Annotated in this window: 17 protein-coding genes and 1 riboswitch; of the genes, 11 read left to right on the top strand and 6 right to left on the bottom strand. The window is 46.2% G+C overall.

Going from position 1 to position 19,260, the window contains the following annotated elements:
- Nucleotides 1–388: 388 nt before the first annotated feature.
- The 8 genes from KIT90_RS26560 (at nt 389) to thiH (ending at nt 8,932) form a co-directional block, all read left to right on the top strand.
- A complete protein-coding gene (locus tag KIT90_RS26560; protein WP_285379602.1) occupies nt 389–1,771 on the top strand; it encodes a multicopper oxidase family protein in 1,383 nt (460 codons plus the stop codon).
- Nucleotides 1,772–1,894: 123 nt separating this feature from the next.
- Nucleotides 1,895–2,278, top strand: a complete 384-nt coding sequence (crcB, locus tag KIT90_RS26565) for a fluoride efflux transporter CrcB (protein WP_005430379.1) — start codon at nt 1,895–1,897, stop codon at nt 2,276–2,278.
- 61 nt (nt 2,279–2,339) lie between these two features.
- Nucleotides 2,340–2,438, top strand: a riboswitch (TPP riboswitch).
- Between the two features lie 165 nt (nt 2,439–2,603).
- Complete coding sequence (gene thiC, locus KIT90_RS26570) at nt 2,604–4,544, top strand: phosphomethylpyrimidine synthase ThiC (RefSeq protein ID WP_285379560.1); 1,941 nt, start codon at nt 2,604–2,606, stop codon at nt 4,542–4,544.
- A complete protein-coding gene (locus tag KIT90_RS26575; protein WP_041061400.1) occupies nt 4,544–5,959 on the top strand; it encodes a thiamine phosphate synthase in 1,416 nt (471 codons plus the stop codon). The genes thiC and KIT90_RS26575 overlap by 1 nt, the downstream gene beginning before the upstream one ends.
- Nucleotides 5,946–6,719 (top strand): HesA/MoeB/ThiF family protein, encoded by a 774-nt coding sequence (locus tag KIT90_RS26580; RefSeq protein WP_285379581.1) that lies wholly within the window; start codon nt 5,946–5,948, stop codon nt 6,717–6,719. Before KIT90_RS26575 ends, KIT90_RS26580 begins: the two co-directional genes overlap by 14 nt.
- Nucleotides 6,720–6,757: 38 nt before the next feature.
- On the top strand, nt 6,758–7,012 hold the full coding sequence (gene thiS, locus KIT90_RS26585; protein WP_285379583.1) for a sulfur carrier protein ThiS: 255 nt from the start codon (nt 6,758–6,760) through the stop codon (nt 7,010–7,012).
- A gap of 5 nt (nt 7,013–7,017) precedes the next feature.
- Nucleotides 7,018–7,785 carry a thiazole synthase gene (locus KIT90_RS26590; protein ID WP_132937342.1) on the top strand — a complete coding sequence of 256 codons (768 nt, stop codon included), beginning with the start codon at nt 7,018–7,020 and terminating at the stop codon, nt 7,783–7,785.
- Between the two features lie 34 nt (nt 7,786–7,819).
- The gene (gene thiH, locus KIT90_RS26595; protein ID WP_039988745.1) at nt 7,820–8,932 is read left to right on the top strand and encodes a 2-iminoacetate synthase ThiH; all 1,113 of its coding nucleotides are present in this window, start codon (nt 7,820–7,822) and stop codon (nt 8,930–8,932) included.
- 114 nt (nt 8,933–9,046) lie between these two features.
- Here the strand turns inward: thiH and KIT90_RS26600 are convergent, their stop codons facing one another.
- Together KIT90_RS26600 and KIT90_RS26605 are read right to left on the bottom strand one after the other, a co-directional pair.
- Nucleotides 9,047–10,837, bottom strand: coding sequence for an aminopeptidase P family protein (locus KIT90_RS26600; protein ID WP_285379586.1), 1,791 nt, complete (start codon nt 10,835–10,837; stop codon nt 9,047–9,049).
- A gap of 203 nt (nt 10,838–11,040) precedes the next feature.
- Nucleotides 11,041–11,982: a LysR substrate-binding domain-containing protein gene (locus KIT90_RS26605; protein WP_005447244.1), complete on the bottom strand. Its 942-nt coding sequence runs from the start codon at nt 11,980–11,982 to the stop codon at nt 11,041–11,043.
- A gap of 107 nt (nt 11,983–12,089) precedes the next feature.
- Here KIT90_RS26605 and KIT90_RS26610 point away from each other — a divergent pair, with 107 nt between their 5' ends.
- A complete protein-coding gene (locus KIT90_RS26610; RefSeq protein ID WP_009705199.1) occupies nt 12,090–13,283 on the top strand; it encodes a multidrug effflux MFS transporter in 1,194 nt (397 codons plus the stop codon).
- Between the two features lie 91 nt (nt 13,284–13,374).
- The gene (locus tag KIT90_RS26615; protein WP_005443411.1) at nt 13,375–13,656 is read left to right on the top strand and encodes a hypothetical protein; all 282 of its coding nucleotides are present in this window, start codon (nt 13,375–13,377) and stop codon (nt 13,654–13,656) included.
- A 32-nt stretch (nt 13,657–13,688) separates the two neighbouring features.
- On the opposite strand, the gene KIT90_RS26620 is transcribed toward KIT90_RS26615, so the two are convergent.
- The 4 genes from KIT90_RS26620 to KIT90_RS26635 all read right to left on the bottom strand — a co-directional run bounded on the left by KIT90_RS26620 (nt 13,689) and on the right by KIT90_RS26635 (nt 16,129).
- Nucleotides 13,689–14,144, bottom strand: coding sequence for a DoxX family protein (locus KIT90_RS26620; RefSeq protein WP_285379588.1), 456 nt, complete (start codon nt 14,142–14,144; stop codon nt 13,689–13,691).
- 10 nt (nt 14,145–14,154) lie between these two features.
- On the bottom strand, nt 14,155–14,913 hold the full coding sequence (locus tag KIT90_RS26625; RefSeq protein WP_285379589.1) for a DNA-binding domain-containing protein: 759 nt from the start codon (nt 14,911–14,913) through the stop codon (nt 14,155–14,157).
- Complete coding sequence (locus KIT90_RS26630) at nt 14,910–15,782, bottom strand: DUF692 domain-containing protein (protein ID WP_026000086.1); 873 nt, start codon at nt 15,780–15,782, stop codon at nt 14,910–14,912. Before KIT90_RS26630 ends, KIT90_RS26625 begins: the two co-directional genes overlap by 4 nt.
- Before the next feature lie 86 nt (nt 15,783–15,868).
- On the bottom strand, nt 15,869–16,129 hold the full coding sequence (locus KIT90_RS26635) for a DUF2282 domain-containing protein (protein WP_005451246.1): 261 nt from the start codon (nt 16,127–16,129) through the stop codon (nt 15,869–15,871).
- Nucleotides 16,130–16,409: 280 nt separating this feature from the next.
- Between KIT90_RS26635 and uvrD the strand changes: the two genes are divergently transcribed.
- Entirely contained in the window at nt 16,410–18,584 is a 2,175-nt protein-coding gene (gene uvrD, locus KIT90_RS26640) for a DNA helicase II (protein ID WP_017817563.1), read from the top strand.
- Nucleotides 18,585–19,260: the final 676 nt, after the last annotated feature.

Here is a 19,260-nt window from a genome sequence, read left to right on the forward strand (position 1 = left end):
TTCGGACTGGGTTTTGTCGTTTATAAGCAAAAATATTTTCCCTTTCCAGGGTACGAGTCCCGGTTGCCCGCAACCCCGGCCTCTCCGCCATTTATTTAGAAAGCCTTGCTAGAAATAGCAAGGCTTTCGTCGTTTCTAGAGCCTTCAATTTCCTACTTGCTCTAGCCTTATTTACCATTAAGCTCCCTCCTTCTTAAACCGATCTCTTTTACTTGCTTGCTATATGTGTGTAGGTGCTTACTATCTTTTTAGTGACTATTAAATATAGGTCTTCATTTATAATCTCTGAATCTAAGCATTATGACTGCACATCTTTAAAAGATAACTGAGAATCATTATTAATATTTAGTTACACTCACATCAATTGGAATAATGAGTGACTAAATACATGGATATATCTCGTCGACGCTTTCTTCAATCTTCCTTAGCGATCTCTGCGCTTACCGTTCTGCCTGCATGTTCTCTATCTAAGAGCACTAACAAACAAGGTCAGCATATATACGATATCACTGCAGAGCCTTCTACTGCTGAATTGGTACCAGGGTTTACCACGGATGTACTTGCGTTTAATGGCTCGATTCCAGCGCCTACGATTCGTTGTCGCCAAGGCGAGAAAGTTATTATTCGGTTTACTAACAAGCTTTCAGAGCCGACTACAATCCACTGGCATGGCTTGCGAATCCCTATTGAAATGGATGGTGTCCCTTTCTTGAGCCAGCTGCCTATCATGCCGGATGAAACATTCGTTTATGAATTTACACCGCCAGATGCGGGCACATTTTGGTATCACCCACACATGAATAGTGTTAAGCAACTTGGTATGGGCTTAGTCGGGCTAATTGTCGTTGAAGAGGCTGAGCCTGTTCAGTTTGATGAAGAGCATGAAGTCGTCCTCAAGCATTGGCATTTAGACAAACAAGGTCAGTGGAAGAACCTTATGGTACCGCGCTTAAGCGCTCGTATGGGGACCCTCGGAGAGTGGAGTAGCGTTAATGGTGTTCATGAGCCTGTTTATATGCTGAAACAGAATGCTACCACGCGATTAAGAATTGCTAATGTCGATAACACCATTACTTACCCGATCGCTATAGTAGGCGCAGAGGCTTGGGTTATTGCTATAGATGGTAATCCTGTTAAAACGCCTTATAAGCTCACTCAGCACAAAATTGGTCCAGGAATGAGGTTAGATGTTGGATTGATTGCTCCGAAGGCTGGAGAACGTGTTTATGTGCGTCAAATGAAAGGACGTTTCCCATTTCCTTTGTGTGAGTTTGATATTGTTGAGTCTGACCTGCCAAGTAATCAGAAACTGCCTTTATTGCCTCTCAACCCTGTGCCAGATCTTGATTTGGAAAATGCGGAACAAATTGATTATGTGTTTGAATGGGAGGGGGCGGTCACTCCTGCCGATAAATCGGGCAAAGCGATACCTAAGTTTTGGCTAATGAATAAACGAGCTTGGGAGGGAATGAGTAAAGATAATATTCCAGCACCGCTTTCAACATTGGAGCTCGGAAAAACTTATATTTTCAACCTTAAGAACGTCACCCAATATCATCATCCTATTCACCTTCATGGGCACACATTTACTGTTCTTGAGTTAGATGGCAAAAAACTCAATGAACCGTTTCATACCGATACGGTCTTGCTTGGAAAAAACGGCAGTGCGAAAGCGGCATTTGTTGCAGATAACCCGGGACGTTGGATGTACCATTGTCATGTGATCGAACACATGAAGACGGGGTTGATGGGATATATTGAAGTAAAGTGACTCCTGTAACTTTTTAAATCTTGATAAGTTTTAAGCGCTATACTTTGCTGAATTCTAAGATTGTATAATCACTATTGCCGTAAATTTGATTACAATGTCGCCATTAACTTTTCTGGGGGAATTATGGGACAACTATCCGTTTTGGGTTTTATTGCATTGGGTGGTGCATTTGGTGCATGTTCTCGGTACTTAATTTCTGAACTTTGTGTGATGCTACTCGGTCGTGGCTTTCCGTACGGTACCTTAACCGTGAACGTCGTTGGCTCATTTATTATGGGTCTACTGATTGCTGCGTTTGAAACGGAGTTGATGGTCACTGACCCATGGCGTCAAATCATCGGTCTTGGCTTTTTGGGCGCATTAACTACATTCTCTACTTTCTCGATGGATAACGTGTTGCTTATGCAGCAGGGCGCTTTCTTTAAGATGGGATTGAACGTACTACTGAATGTCGTGTTAAGCATTTCAGCTGCGTGGATTGGTTTCCAATTATTGATGCGTAGCTAGCAAAAATACTCAAATCTTAATCAGGTCGGCTTGGTTTAACCAAGCCGTTTTTATATACTGATTTCACTTGTCGGAGTGCCATAAGGCTGAGACCGTTAATTCGGGATCCGTTGAACCTGATCAGATTAGAATCTGCGAAGGGAACAAGAGAAGATATCTACACCAGAGCTCTATCTGGTTGACCTATCAAATAGTCGAATGTTGTTATAGGCGAAGAGTACTTGCTCAATCTGTCCTTAATTCGATTCCTCTTGTCGCATCTATCCGCCAAGCATTTTTATCCCAATACTTTTTATCTAAGCATAACAAAGCAAGGAAAAATGCTATGTCGAGTCGCAAGCAAGCGAGACTGGAAGCAAAACAGTTCATTGATACACTCTCGGTACAACCGTACCCAAATTCAACCAAAGTCTACGTAGAAGGTTCACGTCCTGATATTCGTGTGCCAATGCGTGAAATATCACTCGTTGATAGCCTTATTGGAGGCACAAAAGAAGCGCCTATTTTCGAGCCTAATGAGCCAGTACGCGTTTACGATACCTCGGGTGTATACACAGACTCAAATCACACCATAGACCTTTACAATGGATTACCTAAACTGAGAGAAGGGTGGATTGAAGAGCGTGCCGATACTGAACTACTCGATGAAGTAAGCTCGGTATACACTAAAGAGCGCCTAGAAGATGAAACGCTAGACGATCTTCGTTACGGCAATTTACCACGTATTCGACGTGCCAAAGATGGGCAGTGCGTGACTCAATTGCACTATGCTCGCAAAGGCATTATCACCCCAGAAATGGAATACATCGCCCTACGTGAAAATATGGGGCGTGCTCAATACCGCGATGAAGTACTGAATCAACAGCATCCGGGTCAAAGCTTCGGAGCGAACTTACCAAAGGACATTACCGCCGAGTTTGTGCGTAAAGAAGTCGCCGAAGGTCGCGCGATTATCCCTTCTAATATTAACCACCCAGAATCCGAACCAATGATCATTGGGCGTAACTTTTTGGTCAAAGTGAACGCCAACATCGGTAACTCATCGGTCACTTCTTCGATTGAGGAAGAAGTAGAAAAGTTAGTATGGGCAACGCGCTGGGGTGGAGATACTGTTATGGATCTCTCTACTGGACGTAATATTCACGAAACTCGCGAGTGGATTCTGCGTAACAGTCCGGTTCCGATCGGTACCGTACCAATGTACCAAGCGCTTGAGAAAGTGAATGGTGTTGCTGAAAACCTTAACTGGGAAGTGATGCGCGATACTCTGATCGAGCAAGCAGAGCAGGGCGTTGACTACTTCACTATCCATGCCGGTTTACTACTTCGTTATGTGCCAATGACTGCAAAACGTGTTACTGGTATCGTCTCTCGTGGTGGCTCTATCATCGCGAAATGGTGTTTAGCGCATCACCAAGAAAGCTTCTTATATACCCACTTCCGAGAGATCTGTGAAATCTGTGCTAAGTATGATGTCGCACTATCTCTCGGTGATGGTCTGCGCCCTGGCTCGGTTGCCGATGCTAACGACGAAGCGCAATTTGCAGAGCTTCGTACTCTTGGCGAATTGACTAAGGTTGCGTGGGAATACGACGTACAGGTGATTATCGAAGGTCCTGGTCATGTTCCAATGCATATGATCAAAGAGAACATGGAAGAGCAGTTAGAGCACTGTCATGAGGCTCCTTTCTATACCCTTGGTCCACTGACGACAGACGTCGCACCCGGTTACGACCATATTACTTCAGGCATCGGCGCTGCCATGATTGGTTGGTATGGTTGTGCAATGCTTTGCTACGTAACTCCTAAAGAGCATCTTGGCTTACCAAACAAAGAAGACGTGAAAGTAGGCATGATCACTTACAAGCTTGCTGCGCACGCCGCTGATTTAGCGAAAGGGCACCCTGGCGCTCAAGTTCGTGATAACGCGCTGTCTAAAGCTCGCTTCGAGTTCCGATGGGAAGACCAATTCAACTTATCACTCGATCCAGATACCGCGCGCGCTTTCCATGACGAAACCTTGCCTCAAGAGTCCGGCAAAGTTGCTCACTTCTGTTCGATGTGTGGACCAAAGTTCTGCTCGATGAAGATCTCGCAAGAGGTACGAGAGTATGCGAAAGACACTGAGCAAGTTGCTGCGGACCAAGCTATATCGATCAAAATGCTGGATGATCCTCTTGAGGGGATGCGTCAGAAATCGCAAGAATTTAGAGATACAGGTTCTGAGCTATACCACCCAGCAGCACATGCCGAGGTGAGTGACTAATGAGCAAAATCCTTATTCCGTCATCATTGATTGAACTGACTGGTTTAGTTCAGCAATGTTTGTTGTTGGCGAAAGAACAGGGTTTTAGCATCGAAGACATTGAGTTGGGTGTGAGCCCTACTCAATCTATTCAGCTTGTTCGCGACCAACAGACCACACGCATAACGACAGATCTTACTGATGGTTATGACTCTGAGCATGAGACTTCATTTGTGCTCTATTACCGCTCTGCTTTATCGGTAGAAGCGTGTGCTAAGCAACCGTCGAAAGCGATTTATATTGGCATTGCTGATACGCAGGTATCCGATGAAAAGGAGAAAGTGCTTCAGCTTGATATCTGGCGTCACCCAATTAACAACGAAGTGAGAGCGCTTTCCGTTAAGTCCAAATTCAACGCAATGTTCGATCCTGAACATCACCTTGCTTGGATAGTAACGCTGACAGTACTCGATTTTCCTATCGAAGATGCGTTAACACTTACTCGAGGAATGCTAACTCAACAAGCGAATGTTTCACGTGAAACACTGTTGAATGACAACCTTAACGAGGAAAGATCTACTCAGTGGGCTGACCAATTTGATGATTTTCCCACACCTGTACTGGAGGATAACCGACTAGGTATTCAAGTTGGTTGGTCTGCACAAGGCGAAAGCGTTAGCTTTCCAACTCTAACCAAGCAAAGTCTAGGGCTCTATCCAGTCGTTGATGATGTTGCTTGGATTGAGCGTCTACTGCCACTAGGCATCAACACTATTCAACTGCGAATCAAGAACCCACAACAAGCCGATTTAGAACAACAGATCATTCGAGCAATTGAGCTAGGCCGTCAGTATCAAGCACAAGTGTTCATTAATGACTATTGGCAGTTGGCAATCAAGCATGGCGCTTATGGCGTTCACCTAGGACAAGAAGACATAGAAGAATCGAATTTGGCTCAGCTAACTAAAGCCGGCATTCGTCTTGGCCTTTCTACTCATGGTTATTATGAGCTACTGCGCATCGTACAAATTCATCCTAGTTACATCGCGCTAGGGCATATTTTCCCAACCACCACTAAACAGATGCCATCGAAACCACAAGGTTTGGTGCGCTTGGCTCTGTATCAAAAGCTGATTGATAGCATTCCTTATACAAATACAGAGGCTGCTTTCCGTCCAGCAAAAGACAAAGCAGGTAGTGACTATGTGCTTGGCTTTCCGACGGTTGCGATTGGTGGTATTGACCAATCTAATGCAGCCCAAGTTTGGCAAACAGGTGTTTCTAGTTTGGCAGTTGTGCGAGCTATTACGTTGGCAGAATCACCTCAGTCCGTCATCGAGTTCTTCGCAAAACTGATGAAGGAAAGACAGCTAACGTTTACTGATCAGAATAGTGAATTGGCGCATAACAAGAGAGGCGAGCATGCTCACGGATAAGCAGTTTCTTCGCTATCAGCGCCAAGTCGCTCTGCCTGAAATTGCCGAAATTGGGCAAGAACGTATGAGCAAATCTCATGTGCTGATCATCGGTTGTGGTGGGTTAGGGAGCGCAGCGAGTTTGTACTTGGCATCAGCGGGAGTTGGTAAATTGGTTGTGGTCGATGACGATGAAGTTGATAGCAGTAACCTGCAACGTCAGATCATTTATCGCGAACAAGACCTCCAAGTTGCGAAAACAAAAGCGACTGTAAAGCAACTGACTGACCTTAATTCTATGGTTCAAATTCGCGCTCTTAATAAGCGATTAGACAAAGCACAGCTGCAGCTTGAGGTGATGCTAGCGGATGTGGTGCTCGACTGCACCGATAACATGCCAACGCGCCAGCTCATTAACCAAGTTTGTTTCGAGCAAAATACGCCGCTCATCTCGGCGGCGGCAATTGGTTGGCAAGGCCAATTCGCTGTCTTTGATTACCAAACACCAAGTGAACAAGAAACGCAGAGTAAAGCCTGTTACCGCTGTTTGTATCCGTTCGACGAATTACCGCAAACGCAAAAGTGCAGTGAGAGCGGTGTCGTCGGTCCGGTGGTGGGTACACTTGGCAACTACCAAGCGATAGCGGCAATTCAAAAACTGGCGACGGGAAAGTTTCATGTTGAGACTGCCAAGTTACACCTGTTCGATGGATTGAAGCTGCAATGGCAAACCATGGCGATAAGTAAAGATAAACAGTGCCAAGTGTGTGCTCAGATTTAGTTTACGAGTAATGGGCAGAATTAAGAGAGTTGGAAGCAATGACGTTATCAGAACAACAAACAACACAAATGACAGCTGCTGACTTAGATGTGATCACTATTGTCATCAATGACCAGTCACATCAAGTTGCCAGTGAGTCAAATCTACAGCAAATCATTAGTCAATTTGCGCTGCCTGAAATGGGCTGTGTTTTTGCAATTAATAACAATGTTGTGCCGCGCGGTGAGTGGGCTAGCACAGTTCTTTCACAGGGAGATAGCATCTCTTTGTTTCAAGCGATCGCAGGGGGTTAAAGTCGATGCTTAAAATTGGTGATAAACAATTCGAATCAAGACTGTTCACGGGAACAGGGAAGTTTGCCAACAGCCGATTAATGGCAGAAGCGATTCAAGTATCGGGTTCTCAACTTGCGACCATGGCGTTGAAGCGTGTGGATGTGAACGACCAACAAGACGATATTTTGCTGCCGTTAGTACAAGCGGGTGTGAACTTATTGCCGAACACCTCAGGTGCAAAGAATGCTAAAGATGCTGTGTTTGCAGCACAATTGGCGAGAGAAGCGTTGGGTACTAACTGGTTAAAACTAGAAATTCATCCAGACCCGAAGTACTTGATGCCCGATCCAATTGAGACACTAACAGCCGCTGAGCAACTGGTTCGTGAGGGTTTCATTGTCCTTCCTTATTGTCATGCTGACCCGGTTCTGTGTAAACGATTGGAAGAAGTAGGCTGTGCTGCAGTCATGCCATTAGGTGCGCCGATCGGTTCTAACAAAGGGATAGTTTCTCACGATTTCCTAGAGATCATCATCGACCAAGCTAATGTTCCTGTCGTTGTTGATGCGGGTATTGGTGCTCCTTCACATGCCGCGCGTGCGATGGAAATGGGCGCGGATGCCGTGCTCGTCAATACAGCGATTGCAGCTTCGAGCGATCCCGTTGCGATGGCGAAGGCATTTAAGTTGGCGGTAGAGTCCGGGCGTATGGCTTATGAAGCTGGACTTGCCGGTAAGGTTTCTCATGCGGTTGCGTCGAGTCCACTGACGTCATTCCTAGATGAGCTTTAGTACTAGATTGGTTTAGCTATTAAGCGAGGAAAACATGAGCTTCGTTGAACAATTTAAGCAGCTTAATTGGGATGATATTTCGATGTCGATCTACGCGAAAACGGCACAAGATGTTGAGCGAGCATTGAATAAACCCAAGCGTGATTTGGAAGACTTTAAAGCGCTAATTTCACCAGCTGCTGAAGCGTACTTAGAGCAGATGGCACAACTGTCATACTCGGCCACTCGCAAGCGTTTTGGTAATACCATGTCGCTTTATATTCCATTGTACCTTTCTAACTTGTGCGCCAATGCTTGTACTTATTGTGGCTTCTCCATGGAGAACAGAATCAAGCGTCGTACCTTGAATCGGGACGAAGTGGCAGCAGAAGTTGAAGCCATTAAACGCATGAAATTCGATAGCGTATTGCTGGTGACTGGCGAACACGAAACCAAAGTGGGCATGAAATACTTCCGCGAAATGGTGCCTATGATTAAGAAGCGCTTTAACTATTTGGCGATGGAAGTACAGCCACTTGATCAAGACGAATACGCTGAGCTCAAGACATTGGGTTTGGATGCGGTGATGGTCTATCAAGAAACGTATCATCCTTCGACTTACGCCGAGCACCATTTGCGTGGCAACAAGATGGATTTCGAATACCGATTGGATACACCCGATCGTCTTGCAAAAGCGGGTATTGATAAGATCGGTATCGGTGCTTTGATAGGGTTGGAAGAGTGGCGTACCGATTGCTTTTATGTGGCAGCGCACTTGGACTATCTTGAGCGCACGTATTGGCAGACTCGTTACTCGATTTCTTTCCCGCGTTTGCGTCCTTGTGAGGGTGCGCTCCAACCCAAATCAGTCATGACGGATAAGCAACTTGTTCAGCTGATTTGCGCTTATCGTTTGTTGAATCCAGAAGTGGAGTTGTCATTATCGACTCGTGAGTCACCGAAGTTTAGAGATAACGCATTGCCTTTAGGCATTACCAGTATGTCTGCTGCATCGAAAACTCAGCCGGGTGGTTATGCGATGGATGATGTTGAACTCGAGCAGTTTGAGATCAGTGATGAGCGAAGCGCAGGTTCTGTGGAAGATATGATTCGAGCCAAAGGGTTTGACCCTGTATGGCGAGATTGGCACTCGGCGTATTCTGGTTAAGTAGCAAAGAAAGCCACTGGTCATCGTTATGTTTCACGTGAAACATAGGCAAAAAAAGAGGGTTGATGCAAAACATCAACCCTCTACTTTTTTCTAGCTTCTAGCTTCTAGCTTCTAGCTATGTGCTACTGGTAGCGTTGCTTGACGAAGCCACTCTTTCACATCACCTTCAACAAGTGGGCTGATCTCATCCCATACCTTCTGATGGTAATCATTCAGCCAAGCAAGTTCTGGACGAGTTAGCATATCAGCGTTGATATTTCGCTTGTCGATTGGACAGCGCGTTAGCGACTCAAATGACAGAACAGGGAAGTCACCGTTAGTTGGTGTTTCAACAACAAGCTCTAGGTTTTCAATACGGATACCAAACGCATCTGCACGGTAGTAGCCTGGCTCGTTGGACAGCACCATACCTTCTGTTAGAGGCACGTCGATTTGCTTCTTAGAAATGCTCGCCGGACCTTCATGAACACTTAGGAAGTGACCAACACCGTGACCAGTACCATGATCGTAATCGTAGCCTTCCGCCCATAGGTGCTGACGAGCTAGCGTATCGATTTGGTAACCACGTGTGCCTTTCGGGAAACGTGCACGAGCAACACCGATGTGACCTTTTAGCGCGAGAGTGAATTGTTTAATCATCTCTTGTGAAGGCTGACCGATCGCGATGGTACGCGTGATGTCTGTCGTGCCATCTAGGTACTGACCGCCTGAATCCACTAGGTAAAGTGTGTTCAGCTCTAGCTTGCCAGGTTCAGGTTGGTTTTCGTGGTTGTAGTGACACATCGCCGCGTTGCCACCTGCTGCCGAAATAGTATCGAAGCTAAGATCCATCAGTGTCGGGTCTTCGCTACGGAACGCTTCCAGTTTGTCTGCCAGCGTCGCTTCATCATGCAGGTTACCAGCAACGACTTCAGCATCTAACCAAGATAGAAACTTGCTCATCGCCACACCATCGCGGATATGACATGCTTTCATTCCTGCGATTTCAACTGCGTTCTTCGCTGCTTTTGGCATTAGGCATGGATCAGCTTTACTCACCACAGATGCGCCAGCATTTTGTAGAACCAACTTAAACCATGCGTTACTTGTCGCAGGGTCAACCAGTACATTTTTGCCAGTTAGAGTTTCTAGTCGTGCTTGCAATGTTTCTGGGTGATGAACTGTTACGCCAGAACCAACGTGAGCGTCAAACTCAGTAGGTAGGCGAGCAGGATCTAGGAAGTATTCCACGCTTGAATCTGAATGCAGAATCGCGTGAGAAAGCAGAACTGGTAGACGTGATACATCTAGACCACGAACGTTAAGCAGCCAACAGATAGAGTCAAGTGCTGTGATCACTGCGCTGTCTGCGCCGGCTTTTTTCACGAGCTCTGCGATTTCTTGGCGCTTACTTTCACTTGATTGACCAACCGCTTCTGTTGCCATTAGGCGAACATCAGAAACCACAGGAGCAGGGCGGTCGTGCCACAGCTCATCAATTGGGTTGCTGTCGAGAATCTTAAGCTCAAGTGCACCTGCAAGTTTTGCTTGTGCCATGTCTAACCAAGCAGAGTTGTGCATGCGAGGGTCGATTGCCACAGATGCGCCATTTGCAAGGTGGTCTTTAATCCAATCTAGTGCAGGCTCTTCAATCAGGTGACGGTATTCGAATAGATCAGCAGGAACCTGCTTAGTGACTTGTACCGTGTAGCGACCATCAACAAAGATAGCGGCTTTGTCTTTGGTGATTACCGCAGCACCAGCAGAACCGGTAAAACCAGTTAGCCAGTGTAAACGCTCGTTGTGCGCTGGTACGTATTCGCCCAAGTACTCGTCTTCATGTGGGACAAGTAGGGCATCAATATTATGTTGTGCTAGCCATTCGCGAATTGCATTCACGCGGCTTTGGGTATCGTTGTGCATCTGTGTTATTCCTTCAAATTACCGCTCCTTCATGCTCAGGTGTGGGAGCTGTTTCCATCTGCTTCATGCAGTTTACGATTCCATTGAGGTTCGCAATCACTTCAATAGAGTCGGAGTACAACAGGCCATAGATGAGCCAAAAAGGACTATCGACTGTTAAGCTACTCATTTTACCGTAAGAGCGCAAATCGCGTCCGGGATTTTTATCTAAGATGATCGGTTTTTTGCGTGATCATGGTACGTAGCCAAGTTAAAGCCGGGTCATTTTCTCTGTCTCGGTGCCAGAACAAAGTGTAAGCCATTGGCGGGAATTCGAGTGGCAGTGGCAGTAATGCCATGTCGTGTTGTTTGGCGGCCAGCTTCACAAAGTGGCTTGGTGCAGTAAACACAAAATCAGTGTAAGAACACAAACTGGCGGCACTGTTAAAGTCCGGTACGGTGACTGCGATATCACGTTCGCGACCAATGTCGGCTAAACGATAGTCGAGCAACCAACGGTCGTTGCCATCACAACGCACCTGTACATGACGCAGGGCTAGATAAGCCTCTAAGTTCCAATTACCACGCAAAGCCGGGTGGTCTTTACGCACGATACACATTTGGTGGTCACGATAGATCTCCTGTTCACAAATGTCATCTGGCGGCAGCATAGTCAGCTTAGCGTCGTTGATGTCGATATCTCGACCTGTCATGCCTAAATCGATTTCACCGCGCTGAATCATCTTGAACGTTTGTTCCGACCAAGAGTGGGTGCTTATGGTCACGCCTGGTGCTTGTTGGAAAATCGCTGGCAAGAAGTGGGGCAGAATGAGCGGGTAGACACTCTCTACCGCTGCGATTTGAAAACGGTACTCACTGCTCTGTGGCGAGAACTCTTCGGGTTGAGTCAGTACCTCAAGTTGGTTTATCAACAGATCCAGTTTCGGTTTAAGGAACAATGCGCGCGGTGTTGGCGTCAATCCGTGTGAGTTTCGAGTGAATAGGGGATCATCAAATTGGGTACGTAATTTCGCTAAGGATTTACTCACGGCAGACTGACTCAAGCACAGTCTGTGGGCGGCTCGGGTGACATTCAACTCTTCAATCAGCACTTTAAAACAGACCAGCAAATTGAGGTCGATGCGTGCCAGTTTCTCTACGTTCACAGTGATTTTCCCCATTGGAATAATGGTCATGAGTATACATCATTTCCATTCATATCATCAGATGATTAAGCTTTGCTCAAAAGTTCTTGTTCAATTTGGAGTGTTTTGTGTCTAGCCATATTACAAATAGCAAAAAACAGATGGCGCTGTTGACCATGTTAGTTCTGTTCAGTCCGCTTGCGATTGATATCTATCTACCTGCTTTGCCTCTTATCGCGTCCACTTTTCAGGTAGAAAATGCATTGGCACAAGACACCATCACTTGGTTCCTATTTGCTATGGGTGTTGGTCAGCTATTCGCTGGTCCCTTGGCAGATAAACTCGGACGTCGAACTGTTGCATTGGGAGGCATCACCATCTACGCATTGAGCGCTTTATTGGCGTGGAGTGCTCAAAATATTGAGTGGATGTTGGCGGCTCGCTTGCTACAAGGCTTAGGTGCATGTGCAACATCTGTAGCAGCCTTTGCAACAGTTCGCGATATCTTTGGCCCGGAAAAAAGCGGCAAAATGATCAGCTACCTTAACGGTGCGATCTGCTTTATCCCGGCACTGGCACCGATCCTTGGTAGTTGGTTAACCCAACAATTTGATTGGCGTGCAAACTTCAGCTTTATGGCGGGTTTCGCTGTGATTGCAGGTGCGATGATGTTCCTTGGAATGAAGGAAACCAACCCTGCAACAGAAAAGCAGGCGGTATTTAAACTGAGCCGCTACTGGGCAGTCTTGAGCACACCATCATTCATCTTCCACGCTTCACTGTGTTTGATGGCGATGGCAGTTATTCTTGCTTACGTGACTTCAGCTCCTGGCGTTCTAATGACAGGCATGGGCTTGTCGATGAATGAATTCACCTTCTGGTTTGGTCTGAATGCAGCGTTCAACATTGCCGCTTGTATGCTTGCACCTAAGTTCATGGATCGTTGGGGTACACACAACTCGCTTGTGGTTGGTATCAGCTTACTGGCGATTTCTGGTGTGATCATGATGGTGATGAAAGAGCACAACACAGCGCTGTCTTTCATGCTACCAATCTTTATCTCATCGGTTGGCTTCGCTTGGATTCTTGGCGCGGCAGCTGGTAAAGCGTTAGAACCGTTTGGTGATAAAGCGGGTACTGCGGCTGCACTACTTGGTTTGTTCCAAATGAGTGGCTCTGGTTTGTTGGTGGGTACGCTACAGCGTTTATCACTGGATCCACAAACTCTGATCGCGATTCATATGTGGGTATTGCTTCCAGCTTTGGTGATTCTGTTTAGCAAAGCAGGTAAGAACTGGCATGCGAAATTGGCGAATGCGTAAAACTCGGTAATTTAGTATTTTCCAATGTACCTAACGCGTGTATATTTGTCGTTCAAACTTTTCTCGACACCATAACGGAACTCATAAAGTAATGTCGTTAACCACGTATGAAATGGCTCGTATCCTAGAGCAAATGGAAGAGTCACCAGAAAAGGTGATGTTTGGTAAGTTGCTTAACGAATTAGGTAACCAAAGCTCTGAGCGCATTCGTAGCGCGGCAAAACAAGTTCCAGTGCCGGTATTACGTGATCTTGTGTATCAATTTCAGCAAGTGATTGAATCACGTAAAGGCGAGCAAGTAGAGCAGATGGCAAAAGACCTCGCGAAGCAAGGCATCTCAGCTGAAGAGCTACTGGCTTACTTGAACAAATAGTAAAAAAATCCCCGCATCATGCGGGGATTTTTTTAGCGAGTGATTTTCTTCTTCAGTATGTGGTCGAGGGACAATGGTCCTGGTCCCCACACAATCACTACAAGAATCATCAATCCCCAAAGTTGGTGATCATAGAAACCTTTCTCCCACAACAGTGGGTAAGAGACCACGGCGATGATGTTGAACACAAACAGAATCGCAGCCATCGGGCGGGTAATCAAGCCTAGTGCTAAGAAGACCGGTAGAACCAATTCTGCAGCCGTACCTAAGTAAGCCGCCAATTCCCATGGCAGTATTGGCACTTGGTATTCCAGCTCAAATAAATACAGTGTGCTATCCCAAGACGAGAGTTTGATTAGCCCTGAATTGAAGAATACCCATGCAACCCACAAGCGACAAAATAGAAGTAGTAAAGGGACAAAGCCGGCTTGTAGGGTACTGATTAAATCGTCGTACCGATTCACTAAGTTTTTAACCGTATCCGTCATAGAGTGCTCCTTAGATTGATTTCAATGTAAAGCCGTCAACGAGATCGAGTGCCATGATGCTATTGAGATGAGCGAGTAAAACTTCAGGTATTTCGCTCAAACTCTGTTTCTGCTCTAAACATTGCAGCAGTTGGAACACATCGGCATCGAGTGCGTGACACAAGGCTTCTCCATTGGCTTGAATCGAGATGACACCTTGCTGTAATTGGTTGATATTAAGTTGTTCGAATTGCCCAGTTTGAATCGCGCTAAACAAATCAAATACTGCGTAGCTGGAGTCAAAGCTTCGGCAGCCTTGTTTAAGGTGCAAAACCAAAGCGGGTTGTTGCTCATCACTTACTTCGCCAAGTAACGCAAGCGGTTTTAATGCTGCCGCATTGGATTGTTCATACTGTGCTTGACGAGCGAGGTCGATATGCCACTCGAAGCGTGCGACTTCAGGGCTGTAAGGTGCTTGTGCGATCACCTGACTGAATTGCATGATGGTGTCTTGAAAGCCTTCGCCATAATGCACCACATTTCCTTCTTCTAATGGATAAGTGAGAACATGCTGGCGAGCCATCTGTTCAAAGCATTCTTCACCAAGTAGCGCTTCAACCATTGGGTAGGTCGCGGATAACACCTCGCTTAAGCTGACGATAAAGTTATTGCGGTAAATCTGCATGCGTTCATCAGCGGTAAACTCATCACTGGCAATATCGCAATCTTCACCGAGTGCTTGATAGTGTAGGGCTTTAGCAAACTGGCTTTGTAAGGTGGCTAGATTCATGATGCCTTCCTTGGTTCGCTTTGTTCACTTGGGAGTGTGCCTTGCAATAGTAGTTGCGATGCTTTCTGCGCTTCTCCGAGCAAGACTTCTGGCGCGGGGATATCCAAGTCCCATTCAATCAGCGCATGACGTGGACCATGTTTTTTTGTCCACTGCGCGAACAGTTGCCAAACTTCATCACTAACTGGGCGGCTATGGGTATCAATCCATATCTCACCTTTGTCGAGTTGTTTGATGGTAAAACCTGCCAAGTGAATCTCATCCACTTTGTCAGCTGGAATCGCATCTAGGTATGTGTCGCAATCAAAACCGTGGTTGAATGCCGAAACATAAACATTGTTTAAATCGAGCAATAAACGACAGTCAGTGCGCTTTTGCACTTCGGTAAGAAACTCCCATTCGCTGATGGTCGAATGTTGAAACTTCACATAACTAGATGGGTTCTCTATCAAGATCTCGCGTTGCAAATAATCCTGCACTTCATTCACGTTACGAGTGAACACTTTGAGCGCTTCTTCCGTATACGGGAGTGGAAGCAGATCATTAAAGTAGTGACCGCCGTTTTCACTCCAACTCAAATGGTCAGAAACAAGAATCGGGTCGATTGAGTCAATCAGCGCTTTAAGTTGAGCAAGGTGCTTTTGATTCACACGTTCCACCGAACCTAGTGACAGACCAATGCCGTGACAGCTAATTTGATATTGCTCGCGTAATGCTTGTAATTGATTGCGCTCTGCAGCGTTGGGTTGAAAATAGTTTTCACTGTGGATTTCTAACCAAGATAACTCGGGTTTGTTTTGGCTAAAGTAATCGAGGTGAGGGGTTCTCAATCCAACTCCAACAAGGTCGTGGAAGGTGTGGTGTTTCACGTGAAACTCCTTTTCAAAGCGGGCGGGAAGAGAAGGATGCGCTGGTTGAGCGTCAACGCATCCTTGCAGTAGCTAGCGATAAAAGATTATGAAGAAGAAGTGCTACCGCCAACGAGTTTGTCACATAGACCTTTTGGTACGACTACGAACGCGTCTTTTTGGTTATCTTCTTTAGAAGTACCAGCACATGAGCTGCTTTTCGTTGCACAGTCGTTTTTACCTGCTTTAGAAACGCCGTAGCACTTCTCTTTATCAGCAGCGACAGCTGGAGCTGCAGTTAGCATTGTGCCACCAAGAGCTAGAAGACCAGTAACAGCAGCAGTAACAGCTAGATTCGACTTTTTCATAATAAATTCCTCTGAATGATTTCCTTTACTTTAAGTTGGCAAGATGAATCGCCTGTTTTGGCGTTTTTGTTATCAACTTGCTTAACTTAAAAGATAGGAAACTGGCTAAAAAACTTTCAGAAAAATTTTCGAAACAAATGGCTTTAAAGAATGGAATTTATATAACTTATTGATGTGTAGAGTAAAAAAACGACGAATTTTTTATGAATTTTTGTCTAATCTGAAGAGGTTGTTTAGGTTATAATCTATTTTTATGTATAAATAACCAGTAGCTCTCATCATGATGGATCCATCTCTATTACTCGACGGTTTGAACGACAAACAACGTGAAGCCGTTGCAGCACCTCTAGAAAACTTGCTCGTCCTTGCTGGTGCAGGGAGTGGTAAGACACGCGTTCTTGTTCACCGTATCGCTTGGTTGATGTCGGTCGAGCAATCATCTCCGTTCTCAATCATGTCGGTAACCTTTACCAATAAGGCGGCGGCAGAGATGCGTGGACGTATCGAAGAGCTAATGATGGGCAGTGCAGGCGGTATGTGGAATGGTACTTTCCACGGCATTTGTCACCGTATTCTGCGTGCACACTATCTTGATGCCAAGCTACCGGAAGATTTTCAAATCATCGACAGTGACGATCAACAGCGTTTACTAAAGCGTTTGATCAAAGCGCAAAACCTCGATGAGAAGCAGTGGCCAGCACGCCAAGTGGCATGGTGGATTAACGGTAAGAAAGACGAAGGTCTGCGCCCGTCGCACATTGATGCGTACCATGATCCAGTGACCAAGACATATCTGCAGCTGTACACCGCTTACCAAGAAGCGTGTGATCGTGCTGGTTTAGTCGATTTTGCGGAAATCTTGCTGCGCGCACATGAGCTACTGCGTGATAACAAGTTCGTCCGTGAACACTACCAAGCACGCTTTAAACATATCTTGGTGGACGAGTTCCAAGATACCAACAACATTCAATATGCTTGGCTACGTATGATGGCGGGGCCTGAGTGTCACGTGATGATCGTAGGTGATGACGACCAGTCGATTTACGGCTGGCGTGGTGCAAAAGTCGAGAACATTGAGAAATTTACGCTGGAATTCCCAAGCGTGAATACCATTCGTCTTGAGCAAAACTACCGTTCAACCAAGACCATTCTGGAAGCGTCGAACGCTCTGATCGCGAATAACACCGAGCGTATGGGTAAAGAGCTTTGGACTGATGGCGTTGTCGGTGAGCCTATCTCGGTATACAGCGCTTACAACGAACTAGACGAAGCCCGTTTTGCGGTAAACAAAATCAAAGAGTGGCAAGACAAGGGCGGGGCTCTGAATGACGCTGCAATGCTTTACCGTAACAACGCCCAGTCACGTGTTCTGGAAGAAGCATTAATCCAAGCTGGTTTGCCTTACCGTATCTACGGCGGCATGCGATTCTTCGAACGTCAGGAAATCAAAGATGCCTTGAGCTACATGCGTCTGATTGCCAACCGTAATGATGATGCGGCATTTGAACGTGTAGTGAATACGCCAACGCGTGGTTTGGGTGATAAGACGCTTGAAACCATCCGTTTTGCGGCTCGTGACCGTGGTTGCACCATGTGGGAAGCGAGTGTGGCTATGTTGGATGAGAAGGTGCTTGCAGGTCGTGCTGCTGGTGCTCTAAGTCGTTTTATCGAGCTTGTTACGGCACTAGAAGACGACACCATCGAGATGCCGCTGCATCACCAGACTGACCATGTGATCAAATACTCGGGCTTGTTCGCCATGTACGAGCAAGAGAAGGGCGAAAAGTCTAAGGCGCGTATTGAGAACTTGGAGGAATTGGTGACCGCAACTCGCCAATTCGAGAAACCAGAAGAAGCCGAAGACATGTCACTGCTGACGGCATTCCTAACCCACGCAGCATTAGAAGCGGGCGAAGGACAAGCGGACGAGTTTGAAGATGCGGTTCAGCTCATGACATTGCACAGTGCTAAAGGTCTAGAGTTCCCATTGGTGTTTATGGTTGGTGTGGAAGAAGGCATGTTCCCAAGCCAAATGTCGGCAGAAGAAGCAGGGCGTTTAGAAGAAGAACGTCGTCTGTGTTACGTAGGCATGACCCGTGCGATGCAGAAACTGTACATCACTTATGCTGAAATGCGCCGTTTGTACGGTCAGGATAAGTACCATAAACCGTCTCGCTTTATCCGTGAACTGCCAGAAACTTGTCTAGATGAAGTACGCATGAAGGCGCAAGTTAGCCGTCCTGCAAGCAGTGGTCGATTTAGCCAAACGGCGGTCAAAGAGAGCTTCAATGAAACTGGCTTTACGCTTGGTTCTCGTGTGATGCATCCTAAGTTTGGTGAGGGCACCATCATCAACTTCGAAGGCAGTGGTCCACAGAGCCGCGTACAGATTGCCTTTAACGGTGAGGGCATCAAATGGTTGGTGACTGCTTACGCTCGACTAGAGAAGCTGTAAGGCTTCAAAAAAATCATCAACTTAAGAGCTGCTTCGGCGGCTCTTTTTGTTTGTGCTGTTTGAAGGGAAAGTCTGGTGTTGTTGGTGAATGTCTGTTTTCAACAGAGCAGCTGAGAGAAATTTTAGGCAAAGAAAAACCCCGAGGGCTTACGCCCGTCGGGGTTATAGTCTTACTCGCAGCAATCCGGCTACTAAGAGTGCTCCATGCATCTAATCCATGATAGTGTGCTGAATCCGTCAGCTTAATCCTTACGTCGCCTTCCTAGCGGTGTCCTTAATGACCTTATCCTGGTCTGCTAACCATCCTCGTTAGCTCTCATCACTTGTTCCCTGAGCGGTGTCCCTGACATCATCCTGATGTTCAAATCCTTGCCTCGTCCAGAGGTGTCCATTTCCCGTCCTTAGTAGCAACCATCCTAGTCACTATTGATTCCGTTCAATGTCCAATTTTGCAATCCATGCCCGACTATTCATCCTGAATAACCGTTTCTTCTTCCTGAAGTTCACCAAGTCCGTGGTGTTTCCTGTTCCGTGTCAGCATCCTTCCGACAGGTTTAATATTACGTGTTTAACGATTTCCAACAACGGGCTAATCTCACATTTTTTCACTCTCTTTGTGTTCAAAAAAGATACATAAACATTAAATTCAATGGCTTATGTTCTTTGTTGTACGGTT

Source organism: Vibrio sp. B172a (assembly GCF_030248355.1).
GTDB classification, from domain to species: domain Bacteria; phylum Pseudomonadota; class Gammaproteobacteria; order Enterobacterales; family Vibrionaceae; genus Vibrio; species Vibrio owensii.